The organism is uncultured Prevotella sp. (assembly GCF_946407605.1).
Classification (GTDB): domain Bacteria; phylum Bacteroidota; class Bacteroidia; order Bacteroidales; family Bacteroidaceae; genus Prevotella.
Genome location: NZ_CAMJOS010000001.1, coordinates 81,844 through 97,294 on the forward strand (window position 1 = coordinate 81,844; position 15,451 = coordinate 97,294).

Here is a 15,451-nt window from a genome sequence, read left to right on the forward strand (position 1 = left end):
AATGAATGTATTCATAAGTTTTTCTGTTTTTACTTTTTACTGTTTTACCTTTACAAGTTAATTCTCATGCCAAGGGTGAAAGCACGTCCCTGAGCCACATTGCCAGCATCGATGCCCTGATAGAGCACAGCATTGTTGACAGAGAACTCAGGATCGCTACCCAGATAACGGGTCACGGTGAAGAGGTTATTAGCCTCAGCCCATACGGAGAGACCCTGCAGCCAGTCGAACTGTACAGGCACCTTATAGCTGAGACGGAGGGTCTTCAGACGAATATAAGAGCCATCCTCGATCCAACGGTCGCTGAAGCGACTGTTGCCCATGGGATCACCATAGGTAGCACGAGGCACCTCAGTCTGCTGTCCCTCAGCACGCCAGCGGTTGGTCATCGTGGTGGACTGGTTATAGAAGTTTTTACCACCCTCGAGGATGCTACGCTGATAGTTGTACACATCATTACCCAGCGAGTAGTTGATGCCCATGTAGAGCGACAGGTTCTTCCAGGTGATATTAGCGAAGATATTACCATAGATATCGGGGTTAGGATCACCGATGATGGTCTTATCAGCCTCGGAGATCATGCCATCGCCATTGAGGTCATCGAACCACACATCACCAGCCTTGAAGTACTGGTTGGTCTTGGTCTCATCCTTCAGATAGAGATAACCCTCAGGATTCTCAGCTGTGACAATACCCACACGGGCTGCAGCATCATTGCTGAACACGCCCTTGGTGCGATAGCCATAGAACACGCCCAGAGGCTGTCCTACGATGGTAGCGATATTGTCGGTGCCATAGATAGAAGAGGTATAGCCCTGAGCTGACTGCTGACCACCCACATAGATAAGGTTATCGTTAGGCAGCGACTTCACCTCGTTGACATAATGGCCCATAGAAGCACCTACCTCCACCTGCAGTGACTTAGCCACGATGGGCTTGCCAGTGACAGACAGCTCGAAACCAGTGTTGGTGAGTGAGCCACCATTGCTCCAGTAGGTGTTGATACCTGCCACAGGATTATCGAAGTTCTTCAGGGTGAGCAGGTTATTGGTGCGATGGTGATAATAGTCGAAGTCAACACCCAGGCGGTTGTTGAGGAAATAAGCCTTGAAGCCCACGTTCAGCTTACGAGTCTGCTCCCAGGTGATCTCCTCATTACCAATATTATTGAGCTGGGCAGCAGAAGCCTTCCACAGGTACTTACCTACACCAAACGAGGTACGGGCAGCATAGTTGCTGATATCATCGTTACCGCTGAGATCCCAGCCAGCACGCAACAGCAGGTAGTTGATGCCCTTGGTCTTGGGGAACCAGCACTCGTTAGTGATGGCCCATCCCAGCTGTACGCTGGGGAAGAGTCCCCACTTCACGCCACCAATCTTGATGCCATCAGCCTCCTTACCAAAGCGGCTGCTGCTCTCCACGGCCAGTGAAGCCTCAACGAAATAACGATTGCGGTAGTTATAGTCAACGTTGGCATACCATGTGAGGCTGCGCCACTCGTCGTTAGCACCTGTGGCACCATAGAAGTCCATATTGGTGCTCAGGTTAGGCGTCTGGTCATTACCAGCGCTGGAGTACATTCCATCAGGCTGGTTGTCATCGAAGGCAAACGACAGGAAGCGTGCACCTACGAAGGCGTTCACATAATGCTCGCCCATCTGTTTCTCCCACTGCAGACGCGTATCACTGCTGATGCTGGTCTCCTTGGAGAACATAGACACGACCTTGTTCTGTACCCTACCGATACCATCGATGAGGAAGGTGGGCATGCCATCCTTCGGACGATAATAACGCTGAGAGATACGATCAAGCGTATAGCTGAAGGTCTCGGTGAGCGTCAGCTGGCGATTGATCTCATAACGTGGTGCGATAACTGCATTGAAATGTGTAGACTCCATACGGTTCTTGTTGATGGCGCTACCATTGGCGAGCAGTGCCGTGGGGTTACCCAGGCTGAGGTTCTCGTCGAGCATGGTCAGGAAGTCATCAGCATCAGACAGCGTTGAAGAGAAGCTACGTGCCACATTATTATAGGTATAAGGATTCAGGATAGGAGACTTGATCAGCGCCAGGAATGTGGGTGATGACACAGGACCTGCTGTGAGATCCTCAGGAGCACCATTGTCGAACACATCACGATTGATCTTGGTGTAAGACATATCGAAACGTGTGGACAGCTTATCGAGGATGCTGATATCCGTGTTGAAACGCACATTCAAACGGTTGAAGCCATTATCCTTGGCAGTGCTCTGACCATCGGTATAACCCAGTGAGAGGTTGTACATACCGATATTATCACCACCCTGCACATTGATGTTGTAGTTCTGCGTCATGGCAGTGCGATAGACCTCCTTGGTCCAGTCGGTATCATTATGGTACATGCCATAGTAATACTTCGTAGGATCATCGATGAGGAACTTAAAGGTGGTGGGGTCTGTGAACTGACTGATGGTGGGATAGGTTCCCAGCATCTCAGAAGCATAGAGACGATACTCTGCTGCATTCATCAGACTGGGCAGGCGAGGCTGCAAAGAGACACCCACACCCACGTTAGCATCGATACGGGTGGCCATAGAGTGACCACGTTTGGTATCGATGAGGATGACACCATTACCACCCTTGGCACCATAGAGTGCCGTGGCATTCTTCAATACCGTGACCTTCTCGATATCCTCGGGGTTGATGTTCAACAGCAGGTTGGCATAGTCGCCATCATGCAGAGCAGCACGTGTCTGCTGCATATCCTGGACAACACCATCGACAACAATCAACGGCTGTGCATTGGCTGTCAGAGAGTTAAGACCACGGATGAACATGGCAGTGCCATAGCCAGGACCACCAGAACGTGTGATGGCACGCACATCGGCACCAAGGACACCCTCGATATCGGTCTCGATGGTCTGTGATGTGGTGTTAGGCAGGCTCTGAGAAGCCTGAGCGGTGATATCCGTCTGGTCGGTGTACATAGGACGATAACTGTCGGGCAGCATCTCAATACGTAATACACGTCCTGCAGGACCGATACCCACCTGCTGGCTGAGATACTCTGGGGTGTGGACATAGAGTGCCGTGGTGAAGGTGGGCACCTTGATCACGAACTCACCATTATCGTCGGTCATGGCGGTATAGTTGGCATTACCCAGGGCCCTGACCATGATACCAGCCAACGGGGTCTTCGTGGCAGCATCCACACAGATACCCTTTACCTCCATGGTGGGATAGGTGGGCAATACTACTTTCTTTTCCTTTTTCACTACCGGTGTCTCTTCTTCAGTCATGTCCTCATCGTCTTGAGCGAAGACAGGCATGGCAGTAAAAAGACCTAAAAGAGACAGGAATAAAATATTGTATCTTTTCATAACTCAATCTGTTTTAATTGTAGAGACCTCGGTCATATTTATACTCGGGGTGAGCCTTGATATAGTTGTCAAGGTCCTTCGGACGAAGGATGATGCAGTCAATACGCATGGTACGGTCATAGGTGGCCGCCTGCTTACTGCTCACACGACTTCTGATACGCATATAGGGGGCGTAGCTCTGATCAGAGGTGTACAGTCCCACATACGATGTCTTGAAAGTGATATCGCCCACATAGGTGGTATCAACCTTTGCCGTCATGCCCGGTACGTTCTGCAGGGTGTCGACAGCAGTGTCAATATCCTTGATCACCTCCTCGGTCATCTTTCCTTTCTCGTCAGCATAGGCAAAGGTGAACTCCAGGTGGTTCTTCTTCAGCGGCTCTGCATAGTACTTACTGTTGATGTTAGCAGGTACGAAGACCACATAGACGCTATACTCTGTAGAACGTACATTGGGGAGGTAGAAGAATATCTCGGGGTTCACAGACTTACTGGCCGGTTCCACCTCGATATACCTGTTATTAGAGATGGTGCCCAGCACCTCCTCGTTCTGTTTGTTGACAGTCTTGATGTCAGGCTCGCCATTGACACTGGCATAGTCAGCCCAGTAGGTAAAGTTTTCTGCCTCAAGACGGATCTCGGGGTTCCAGATGGTCCAGGTGCGCATGCGCAGGGTATCGTCAGTGGTCACCCACAAAGAGCCGTTACTGTTCTCGATACGTTTGGTATTGGCAAACAGGTCGGCAGCATCCTCACCATACATCTTCACACGGCTGGTAGATACCAAAGAGTCGCAGTTGAGGGTCTCCCCTTCCTTGAGGTTCTTCAGCTTCTTGTTGTCGTAGATGTTATTGTTATAGAACAAGCTGGAGATCATGGCCACCTTAGAGATAGAGTCCTGCATGGCCACAGCATCCTGGATCTTCACCTTCTCGACAACCCTTGAGTCAGCAGGTTTCTCGATGAACTCGAACTCGGGCACATAGTTGAAATAGCTATGGATGGTAGCCATGGCCTTGTCCCATGCCTTATTGGTAGGAGCAATCATGGTGTAGCTACTATCCTCTTTGTTGATATAAGCGTCGTATATCTCGAGGAGATCATTGTGCTCGTAATAGACCGTGTCGAGATAGGTCTGCTCACCATTGGTCACAGGACCTTTCTTACTCTTGGTCTCGTCGATCTTCTTTTCATCGAAGCTTAAGATATAGCTGCTGATAGAGTCGATCTCATCATCGAAGTTGACGAGAGACTCATAGATGCTTGACAGGAAAGGCAAGCGTCCCTTAATGGCATGGAGTGTACCATTGCTGCAGCTGCTGAGGTTAGGAGTAACCAATGAGACGCCCTGGATATCATACTGTGATGACCCAGAGAAGAGCATCTTCTTCTCGTTGAGCATATAGATGCTCTGGTCAAGCTGTCCTGAAGCCGGATAGTTGTTACGAGCGATATGGTTCTCGATGAACTCTCTGGTGATACGGTCATTGCTCTGATTAGACAATGTGGCATAGTCGAAAGAGTCATCGACAGGAGCCCATACCGTGAAGGTCTGAGAGGCTGACAACTGTTCATCGTAGCCTGTCTTCTTCAAGAGTGAGGCAAACTGTGAGAGATTGCCCGTTTTCTCTATGTTCTGCCACAGGGAAGAATGCTGTGACTCCAACACCGACGTGTTGGCATCAAAGTGGTCGTCCCAGTCAGAGCATGCCGTGAGGGTCATGGCAGCCACAACAGTGCAGCATGCCATGCCCTTCCAGCCGTTATATAAATTCTTGATACTCATCATAATCGTTTATTTTCAGTTATCAGTTATCAATTAGTACATATCCTCAACGTAAGTCGTACTATTGTAGACATTCTCAGGGCAGAACTCAATATAGTCCAGATGGAACTGAGCACTGTTATCGTCGAGCACGCTCTTGAAGCGCAGCCAATGGTCGCCCTGCTCCAGCTTACCCTTGTAGATGATGCGACGCAGGTCCTTAGGATTGTTGCGGGCATAGTTACCAGAGTTAACACCTACGGTATAATAGAGAGGACCACGCATATAACCCAGGTTACGCATGTTAGCATCGCTCTCCACGCCCTTGTCATCGAGCTTAGACCAGTCGCACCAGCCTGTATAGACGTCTGGTGTCAGGTTAGCATTGTTGGCGGGGATGATACGCATATCCAAGGGGATATCCAAGGCCTTCATGGTGTTCAGGTCGGAAGAAGAGCCCATGTAGATCTGCACCATACCACGCTTAGCCTCTGCGGTATAACCCATGCGCAGCTCATAAGTACCATCGGGTACTGGCGGGAGACGCATAGCGAAGTCATAGTTACCTTCACCCATCAGCTCGTCACCCTGATAGTTACTCCAGCCACTGCTCTGTCCGGGCAGGTACAGCATCACGGTAGAGTTGTTATAGATCTTCATGTTCTGCAGGAAGCCAGAAGCCAGACAGATATAGTTACCTGACAGCTGCGCAGCGGACCAGTTACCTTCCTTACCACCATTCAACGCCTTCACCTCTTTATCAGAGATACGACGGAAAGAGTTGGACATCATCTCACCAAACAGAACAGTGTCATCGAAGCGCAAGCGCTCGTTCAGCGCACCACGAGGCACATTCTTGTTATAGGTGAGCATGCCCTTGATGGGATGGATATAACCATTAGAAGGAGCAATCTGTGCCTTCTGTCCTACCAGCTCGATGCCGGGGAACAGCACCGTGTGCATATCCTTTGTGCCCAGCTCAGCCACCTGATTAGTCAGTGAGGAGTTAGCCTCCCAGCGGTTCATCATCAGCTTACCACTGTTACGGGTAATCTTAACCAGCGTATAGGGCAGCATGGTCTCGTAATACTCTACCAGGGTGACCTTCGAGATCTGGTTATGATCATTGGTCAGCTTGTCATAAGGAATCTTATAGCTCAGGATGTGATAGCGCACAAACATGCTCAGCACGTTCCACGGGTTCTTATAGTCTGTGCCTGTGCTGATCTGAATATTGTTGTTGCGTACATAGTCGTACCACTCCGCACAGTTCTCATACTCCTGTTTGGCGTAGGCAGCCATCGTTTCGACATCAGTGATGCCCATCTCTGCCAATACATCATCCGTCTCGGCAAAGATGGTATAACCCATCTCACACTTCTCAGGCACATAGAAGCCATAAGACTTCTCGATGGTGCCGAAGTCATGACTCGTCTCTGTGAGCGAGTCGGCCAGACCAGTAGCCTTCAGCGCATTAGAGAATACGGTGTAGATGTCACTGTGAGCTTCCATCTCACCAGCAATCAACTGGTTAGAGCGGGTGATTACATGGTCGATCTCATGGAGCACACCATTCTCCAGGTCCTTGTCGATACCGTCTTTCAGAATCATGGCATCACGGTTGATGGCCACACACTTTGCGATAGAGTCGAATGATGTGGTGATCTCACGACCAAGGATGGTCTTGATGGTCATACCATTACCCATATAGACACTCATCACTTCCGTTCCCAAGAGGTGGAACAGGGCGATATCCTCACAGAGAGAGTCTGTCAGGCCTTCCAGTCCAGGTCCTGTCATACCGTTATGCGGCAGCTCCTTATTGCTCATGTCAGCATAGAGGCTGTCAACATAGGTCTGCACTGCCTCGTTGCTGGGTGCAAAACAGGTATATGTGCCATAGGCAGCCAGGATCTTATCGTAGCCAATACGCTTCAGAATATAATTGAAGTTGCTATACTGCTCACTACGATTCTCCAAATAATCCTCGATGGTCTCACCCGTAAAGGTATAGAGGTTTGACTCATCAATATCCTCCTTACAGGAATTGAAGATTAAAATATTAAGGAATAAAAATATAAAAATACTCAATCGTTTCATAATTGTAACCTTTCTAATTCTTTAATTTTTTAATCTCTTAGTTCTTTGAAGTAGATTTCTCCTGAATCCACACGGGATTTTGCTTCAGCAGGTTGTTCACCTTCATCTCACTCTCTAAGACAGGCCAATAGAGATAGGGCTCGATGTCCATCTTATAGGTAACAGCATCGCCCTCACCAGCCTTATACTTGCGGGTGATGAACTCCGTCATCTGCTTGCGCAGCTTAGGAGCAGTAGCCTGACTGTTCAGGGTCTCGAAGATATCAACGCCTTCCATGCCACGATAGCAATAGCGCAACAGGTCGAACCAGCGCTTGCCCTCGAAGCAGAGCTCACGTTCACGTTCTGCCAAGACCAGCAGTTCCATATCGTCCTTGGTAGGATAATCAGTTACATTCAGAGAGTCCTTGGCATTCTTCACCATAGAGCGCTTGTTGACCACCTGCACCAGGTTGAATGCCTGTGTCAGCTTGGCAGCATCAGCATCTGTGGCCATGGCCACCAGGGCTTCTGCCTTCATCAGCATCAGGTCTGTGATACGATATACAATCCAGTTCTGCTGGTAGTTATCAAAAGATCTTGAGCTACTCTTGTTCATGCTTGCTGTGGTGACAGTAGGAGAGCTCTCTGCATAGACCATCTTTCGGATAGGCAGCTGCTCAGCCTCGGTATTGTTGACATCCACCTTATAGACATTGTTCCAGAAGCGATAGTCATTCTCTGAGAAGTACACCTTCTGTCCCTGGGCCTTATTAGCTGTTGCCTCGATAGAGTTAAAGATCTTTGATGCCATCAATGTGCCATCGGTAGCATCCTTGTTCATCTTGTAATAGTGAGACTCCAGCGCGCTGTTAGAGTTGTTCACACCATTATACTGCCACTCCAGGATGCTCTCGCGAGAGTTCTGATAGTCGGGATGGAACAGCTGCAGCAAGGCCGTCAATCCTGTGAGCAGATGATAACGGTCTTCTTCGCCCGTACCAATCTTGTCGGTGTTGTTCAGCTTATAATAAGCGTCCTTGGAGTCAATGACCTTATCCACACACTCCACCACCTTCTGGTAGTCTTCGTTGCTGTGGGTCATAGAGGCGCGCCACAGATAGATGTCGGCCATGATAGCATCGACAGCATCGAGGGTGATATAACCCCAGTTACGCCAGTCGTTCTCGCCATAGCCGCCAGACTTCATGATATACTTACGTGCCTCCTGCAGGTCGTCAAGACAGTACTGCAGCACCTCGCCAGGAGCGCTCTGCGGCAGGTACTCCACCTGACTGTCGTCTTCTACAGAGTGCGTGATGTAAGGCACATCGCGGAAGGCTCTGACCAGATAGAAATAACAGAGTGAGCGCAGGGCCAGCATCTGTGCACGTACCACCTGATAGTCGCCCTCGGTAAACTCAGGGTCAAGCTCCATGACCTCTGGTGCATGGTTCAATACGATATTACAGTTGTTGATGACCTTGTAGAAATGCTCCCAAGAGCAGTAGCCCATTGTGGGGAGGATGTTCAGCGCATTGATATTATCCAGCGTCGTGTTGTTATAGGATGACAGCTTCACCAGCTCATCAGAGCGGTAGGCTCCCCAGATGATGGCACGGGTCTGGATCTCGCTATTGATCATACTCAGATAGCAGCCATCCACCATCTGGTCGACATCAGACTTGTTCTTCCAGAAATTCTCACCTACGATACGGTCGGTGGGATATATGGTAAGAAAGTCGGTGCAACTGGAGAGAGCTACGGAGAGACCGCAGCAAACGAAGCCAGCAGCAAGATATTTCTTTATATTATTTGTAATCATAATGTTGTATATTCTATGTTCAACGTTCAAGGTGTTAGAATCCCACTTGGATATTCAGAGTCACTGACTTGCTTCGTGGTGTCTGTGAATTATCGTAGGCAATACCCCATGAACCAGGAGAGTGCTCGGGGTCGGTGCCGCTATACTTGCTCCAGCACAGCAGGTTCTGGCCGGAGAGACTCATATTCAACCTGCGCAAGCCAAGTGCCTTCAGCGTCTTCTGCTTGAAGTTGTAGGACAGCTGGACATAGCTCATACGGACAAACGATGCATCTTCCACATAGCGGTCGCTACCCAGGAAGTTGTAACCCGTGTTGAACATGGCACGTGGAATCTCGGTGACATCACCGTTCTTACGCCAGCGCCAGTTCACAGCAGAGCTCTGGTTGTAGGCATCGAACATCTGCTCCAGACCCATCTTGGCGCTGTTGACCACCTTACATCCCTCACGGTAGTTGAAGCTGGTCTTCAGTGTCCAGTTGTCATACTGGAAGTTGAATCCGAAACCACCATTGAGATGAGGGTTAGAGTTACCAAGATAGACTACGTCGAGCGAGTTGATCTGACCATCGTGGTTGATATCCTCGTAGATAGCATCACCACCCTGGAAGCTGTATGTAGATGTTCCTTCGCTGAAGTTATAGACCTGACGGATAGGATTACCCTTGGCGTCCATCATCACCTTACCATCCTTGTCGATGGCGATAGGAGCCGTCTTACCAGATGCCAGGAAGTCATTATTGATATAATCACGGAACTCTGCATCCGTCCAGCCATTGCTGGTCTTCATGTTGGTGAGATACTCATAGGTGTACTGGTAAACGCCCTTATAACGCAGACCATAGATAGAACCCAGAGGATTACCCTTCTGGATACGGTTCATATACTGACCACGGCTGTCGAAGTTCCACTCAGAGTTGATGCTCTCGAGCACGCTCTCGTCCATCTCCACGATCTCGTTGAAGTTCTGAGAGATGTTGAAATTAGCCGTTACAGAGAACTTGCCAATCTTGATGAACTTATTAGCCTGGACGTTCAACTCCCAACCCTTGTTGGTCATCTCGCCCACATTAGCCCATGTGAGGCTTGAGAAACCAGAGGTAGAGGGGATACGCACGCCACCCATGAGCAGGTCCTTGGTGCGCTTGAAATAGTAGTTGAAGTCACCAGTGATACGGTCATCCAGGAATCCGAAGTTACCACCAATATTATACTGTGTGGTACGCTCCCACTTCAGGGTGTTGAGCTGCAAGCCTTCCAGATAGGTGACGCTATGGGTATTGTTCATACCACCATAGACGCCATCGGTCTTATACTTGGCATACTGCAGATACTCTGATCCAGGGGGACGACCCACGATACCCCATGAGGGACGGAATGACAACATGCTGAGCCAGCTCTTTGACCATTTCATGAATGGCTCATCGCTGATGTTCCATCGGCCAGAGAGACCAGGGAACCAACCCCATTTCTTGTCGTCACCGAACTTCGTGGTACCATCGGCACGTAGAGAGAAGTCAACCACATATCTCTCCTTATAAGAAAGGTGTCCTGTGTAGATCATTGACATAGAGCGCCACTGACCGTTACCAGAGCTCATGCTCTCGATGTTGACATCGACAGTGGGAGAGGTGATGCCATTAGGTGTGTTTCTGTTGACAACCGTCTGGTTGTTATCATTACCAATGGTCATTTCCCAACGTCCCAGCATAGTAGCATAGAAGTCCTCGTTCTTGAAATGCGGGGTGAAGGTCAGGGTGTGACGTGTGGTCACTGCCTGAGAGTTATAGTCGTAAACCTCATTACGGTTGTACTTACCATCAGTATGACCCTTGGTCTCCAGAGAGCCTGGCCAGAACTTTGGCTCGCTCTTAGAGAAGATATCCAGGTAGACCAGACCCGTGTACTTCAGACGGGTATGCTGGTCGTCCTTGCTCAGCAGGTCATAGTCGAGCTTGAACTCAGGCGAGATACGATAGGTCTTCTCCTTACGCCAAGCCAGGTTAGCAATGGCAACAGGGTTACCCAGGTCACGAATCTTGCTCAACTGCAATGATGATGTACCAGCAACATAAGAACCGATATCGTTGTTAGCACCTAAAGGCAGCATGGCATAGTATTCATCCGTATTGCTGCCATCGGCATTCTGACGATATACGCTCATGTTTGGCGCAATCTTCTGGGCACGTCCCAGGATGTTATCATCATAGTTACGGTTGTTAGCCGTATAGGTGAGCGGGAAGGTGGTACTGAACTTGATACGGTCACTCACGAAATAGTCCAACGCCAGTTTCGTGGTGAAACGGTCCAGCGTCTGCTTGATGATAGTACCATTCTGATGGTCATAACCAGCAGACACACGGAAGTTAGCCTTCTCACCACCACCAGAGATGGTTACATAGTGATACTGGCTCCATGATGTCTGTGTGACCTCATCAACCCAGTCGGTATTGTTGTTCCAGTTCTCGAACTCTGCCCACGAGCGGTTGTAGTTAATCTCGTTGATATTCGTTGTGGCAGAAGAGCTCTGCTGGGGGTTATAGTACATCTCCTTGAGCATCATGGTGTAGTCATCACCATTCAGCAGGTTATAACCCTTAGGCTGCCAGCTGGCCTGCACACGGAGAGAGTAGTCTACTCGCACAGCACCACGTGCACCACGTTTTGTGCGGATAGAGATAACACCGTTAGCACCGCGAGAACCCCAGATTGCCGTAGCAGCAGCGTCCTTCAGTACTTGGATATCCTCGATATCAGAGGGGTTCACAGAAAGCAGTGAGGCATAGGTCTCCTCGTTAGCATTCTGGAAGTCGAAGTTCTCGTCAGGATTATCGAAGATGTTATCATCGACCACAATCAGCGGGTTAGAGTTACCATTGATAGAGGTGACACCACGCAGACGCATGGTAGTACCGGCACCCAGGTTACCAGAGTTAGAGATAATATCCAGACCGGCAATCTGACCTTGCAGGGCCTCATCGGCAGAGGTAAAGGCAAGACCTTCCACCTCGCTCATGTTAAATGTCTGTGCGGCCACAGAGACCTCCTTCTCAGGGATGGCCAGACCACCCTGGTTGAACTTACGCTTGGCAGTAATGGTTACCTCCTTGATCTGCGTTGCATCCTGCAGGGTTACATTAAACTTCGTACGTGTGCCAATGGCGAGTGTCTGCGTCTTGTAACCCACATACGATATTCTCAGTTTGTTCTTTGCATTCTTTACGGTCATCGAGAAGTTACCGTTGAAATCGGTCTGTGCGTTAGACACGATACGGTTGTTATTATCGATTTCCACCACGTTACACATCATGATGGGACCCATAGCATCGTTCACAGTACCCGAGATACGAAGCTGCTGTGCATGTGCGCTGATAGCGAACATGAAAATATTAAAAAATGCAAGTATTAAAATATTTCGTAGTCTCATAATCTTTCAGTTTTTAATTCTTCCTTTTTCTAATATTTCAAAGTCACATCATAACGGTCAAAGAAACGACTCTCGAACTGCTTACGGTAGGCACCAAGACGCGCTCTGGAGTTAGCACCATTCCACAAAGCGTCGTAACGAGCACCATCAGCATGAGAATTCAGCGGAGTACTGATCTGATGTACTACGGCAAACGAAGAATTGTTGATGACATGCGACTTCTTATTCAATTCGTAGTCGCGAGCCATAATGTTCACATACTTTGATGTACTGCTGGCATCAATAGTAATAACCTGACCAGAGTTGTCGGTAACAGTCATCTGACCACCACCACCGCCTACTGTCAGGCGCTGACGGATACCCAGGGTATCGGTACAAGCGGTAGAATAGACACCTGCGTCAATGACATTGTCAGAATAGACAGAGTTGTCCTGGAAGTGATAACGGATAAAGTCGTTGATGGCCTCAACCATTGCCAGAGCCTTGTCGCGAGCAGCCTGAATCTCAGGACTGATGTTCTTAGCGGCCTTCTCTGTCTCGAACTGATCCTTGATAGGATCGTAGATGGCCTTGATATCGCTCCACTTGGGCAGACCCAGGGCATAAGCCTTCTGCATAGCGTCGTTGTCAGGCGCATATACCGTATAGTTATATGAGTTGAAGTAGTTCACGTTATCGGTCAGACCATTCTTATTGGCAAAGGGATGATAGGCCTCATAACGGAACTTCTTTGTCACATCGTTCTTTTCTGCCAGACGGTCGCTGGCAAACATCATCAGCTCATCCATATCCAAATCGCTACACAGCGTCAGGAACTCAGAGAAGCGTGCTGTAGTGGCGCTATCCTCTTCGAGCACAGCCAACACAGAGCGCTGAGGAGCCTGGATGATATGGTCAATGGCATAGGCACTACCGTTTTTCTGGGGATAGACCTGTGTGATGGTTGACACAGGAACGCTTCCTTCAATCTGAGCGCCACTCTTCACCACACCATTCTCAAACAGTACTGCGCCACCATGCTTGGTCTTATAGAACTTGTTGCCATTGGCTCCCATCACCTCGCCATCGCCAAGGACGATGGTGTGATAGTTCAGGATATCCTTGAACTGTGATGTGAAGGCAGAAGAAGTCACACGACCGACAGAGTCGCCAATCTCCCACTGTCCTTCAGCATTCTTCAGGCATTTCCATGCTGAGCAATATACGAAAGGTGTCTTGTCCTGATAGTAGAACTTCAGGGCACGAGGCTCATCATCTGACAATGACGAAGGATCAATATAATAACGCTCGAAAGCATCGTCGGTAGGGATAAAGAAGCCGTAGTTAGCACTCATAGCCAACAGATAAGCATAGTAGTTCAGGTTGAGTCCCAACGGTGTGGTCTTCTTACCATCGTTGACAGCCACCCTCATAATGCGCATGTTGCTCTTCAGCGTAACAGGAGCCGACACAGCCACCAGCGAAGGAGGAGCAAACATCTTGTTCAGCATGTAGATGACACCATTGTTGGCAATCTTCACATTATACTTATTATCCTTACGGTCGAGCACATTCAGCGAGATACCCATGGGGTCGTTAGCCTCATCCATCACATTGCCGAACTTCGAAGGCACGTTGCCCACGAAAGAACGCTTCATGAGGTTGTCTACCAGCTGCTGTACGTTCAGCAAGGGGATAGAGTCGATATTCTCGGCCAGATGTTCTTTATCGTTCTTGACCACGCCACCTTCCTTGACGCCAAACTCCTCCATCAGGAACTTACCCTCGCCATTGATGAAGAACTCAGCCAAGGCAGAGTCGGTAGGAGCAAACATACAAGCGATGTCGCTATAACTGTCTTCGCCCGTACCATTGTCGTAGTTGTTCCATCCCGGGTCGTATGACAAGCCATTGTCAACAGTCACATTATTGGGATCTTTCATCAGCGATGCACCCTGAGAATAGCCGCTCAGGTATCGCATCTGGAAGATACTGTCAATCTGTGGCAGATTGTTGGCCTGGGCATAGTCATTATAGTTGCGGGTGGTACCTGCATCATAATAGGGAGCTGCAAAGCGGTCGAGCATACGACTGAAGAGCGAGCTCTCGCTGCTATTGCGAAGCACCTGAGCCATGTTGCCCGGTGGCACCAGCACGTCTTCCATCTGGTGGATATAACCGTTCTTACAGGTAATATCAGCACTGATAATCTTATTGCGGAAGACATAGGCAGAATGCTCGGTCGGGTCGTATTTGGTACCTGTGATGACTTCGAAGTCGCTGTCTGCGCCACGTGTGGTGATACCATTTGTGGTCATCTGCTCTTCTGTGAAGTGCACCATCATTGGACGGGTATTATCCATGACCAGATGAATACCGCGATTATAATATTTTTTCCAATAGTCGTTGTTGAGAGGCATCTCAGACTGATCTTTCAGATAGGTGATGGTGTCAAGGACCGTGGAACTGGTCAGATGTTTCATGGCCATACCTGGAACGATAGGTTCGTCGGAAGTACCTGAAATGTTTGACAACATCTCAACCAACAGGGCATTGTCGAGCATCGATGCATAAAGCAGCTGCTTCTTCATGGAGACTGTCAGGTCGTCATAGGACTTGACACCCCACTGGTTGTTAGCATAAAAGCGTTCGAAGGCCTCATCATTAGCCACGAACACAGTCTTAGAACCCGTTCTGGACATTGTTTCTGCGTAGCCCAAATCATCAATCAACCTGAGGTAATTGTTGAAAGAACCCGTCAGAACAAGACCGTCCGACTTCTGTAGGGATTCTGGATTCTTCAGGGCTTCGTAGATGCTACCTCCAAGCCATGAGGGGTAGTTACCCTCATCGTCCAGGTCGTAGTCATCCTTACATGCCGTGAATCCCCCACAAATCATGGCAGCGGAAAACGCAATGCATATCTTCCTTGCCAAAACACTAAAGCGGTTATTCATACATTTTTAAGTTATTAATTGTTTTTAAAATTTAATCCCTCTTTTATATATTGTGAA

General features: G+C 49.0%; 6 protein-coding genes. All 6 read right to left on the reverse strand.

Annotated features, from left to right (window positions below):
• Positions 1 to 50 precede the first annotated feature (50 nt).
• The 6 genes from Q0R57_RS00395 to Q0R57_RS00420 all read right to left on the reverse strand — a co-directional run bounded on the left by Q0R57_RS00395 (position 51) and on the right by Q0R57_RS00420 (position 15,373).
• Positions 51 to 3,362 (reverse strand): SusC/RagA family TonB-linked outer membrane protein, encoded by a 3,312-nt coding sequence (locus Q0R57_RS00395; RefSeq protein ID WP_294742738.1) that lies wholly within the window; start codon positions 3,360 to 3,362, stop codon positions 51 to 53.
• Between the two features lie 13 nt (positions 3,363 to 3,375).
• Positions 3,376 to 5,151 carry a fasciclin domain-containing protein gene (locus Q0R57_RS00400; protein WP_294742739.1) on the reverse strand — a complete coding sequence of 592 codons (1,776 nt, stop codon included), beginning with the start codon at positions 5,149 to 5,151 and terminating at the stop codon, positions 3,376 to 3,378.
• Between the two features lie 30 nt (positions 5,152 to 5,181).
• Positions 5,182 to 7,227 carry a fasciclin domain-containing protein gene (locus Q0R57_RS00405; RefSeq protein ID WP_294742741.1) on the reverse strand — a complete coding sequence of 682 codons (2,046 nt, stop codon included), beginning with the start codon at positions 7,225 to 7,227 and terminating at the stop codon, positions 5,182 to 5,184.
• Positions 7,228 to 7,264: 37 nt separating this feature from the next.
• Complete coding sequence (locus Q0R57_RS00410) at positions 7,265 to 9,031, reverse strand: RagB/SusD family nutrient uptake outer membrane protein (protein ID WP_294742743.1); 1,767 nt, start codon at positions 9,029 to 9,031, stop codon at positions 7,265 to 7,267.
• A gap of 34 nt (positions 9,032 to 9,065) precedes the next feature.
• On the reverse strand, positions 9,066 to 12,413 hold the full coding sequence (locus Q0R57_RS00415; protein ID WP_294742747.1) for a SusC/RagA family TonB-linked outer membrane protein: 3,348 nt from the start codon (positions 12,411 to 12,413) through the stop codon (positions 9,066 to 9,068).
• A gap of 74 nt (positions 12,414 to 12,487) precedes the next feature.
• Positions 12,488 to 15,373: a fasciclin domain-containing protein gene (locus tag Q0R57_RS00420; RefSeq protein WP_294742749.1), complete on the reverse strand. Its 2,886-nt coding sequence runs from the start codon at positions 15,371 to 15,373 to the stop codon at positions 12,488 to 12,490.
• Positions 15,374 to 15,451: the final 78 nt, after the last annotated feature.

Excerpts from the sequence above, each read along its gene's own strand:
- Q0R57_RS00400 (WP_294742739.1), bottom strand. The coding sequence starts at position 5,151 with ATGATGAGTATCAAGAATTTATATAACGGCTGGAAGGGCATGGCATGC.
- Q0R57_RS00405 (WP_294742741.1), bottom strand. The coding sequence starts at position 7,227 with ATGAAACGATTGAGTATTTTTATATTTTTATTCCTTAATATTTTAATC.
- Q0R57_RS00410 (WP_294742743.1), bottom strand. The coding sequence starts at position 9,031 with ATGATTACAAATAATATAAAGAAATATCTTGCTGCTGGCTTCGTTTGC.
- Q0R57_RS00395 (WP_294742738.1), bottom strand. The coding sequence starts at position 3,362 with ATGAAAAGATACAATATTTTATTCCTGTCTCTTTTAGGTCTTTTTACT.
- Q0R57_RS00415 (WP_294742747.1), bottom strand. The coding sequence starts at position 12,413 with ATGTTCGCTATCAGCGCACATGCACAGCAGCTTCGTATCTCGGGTACT.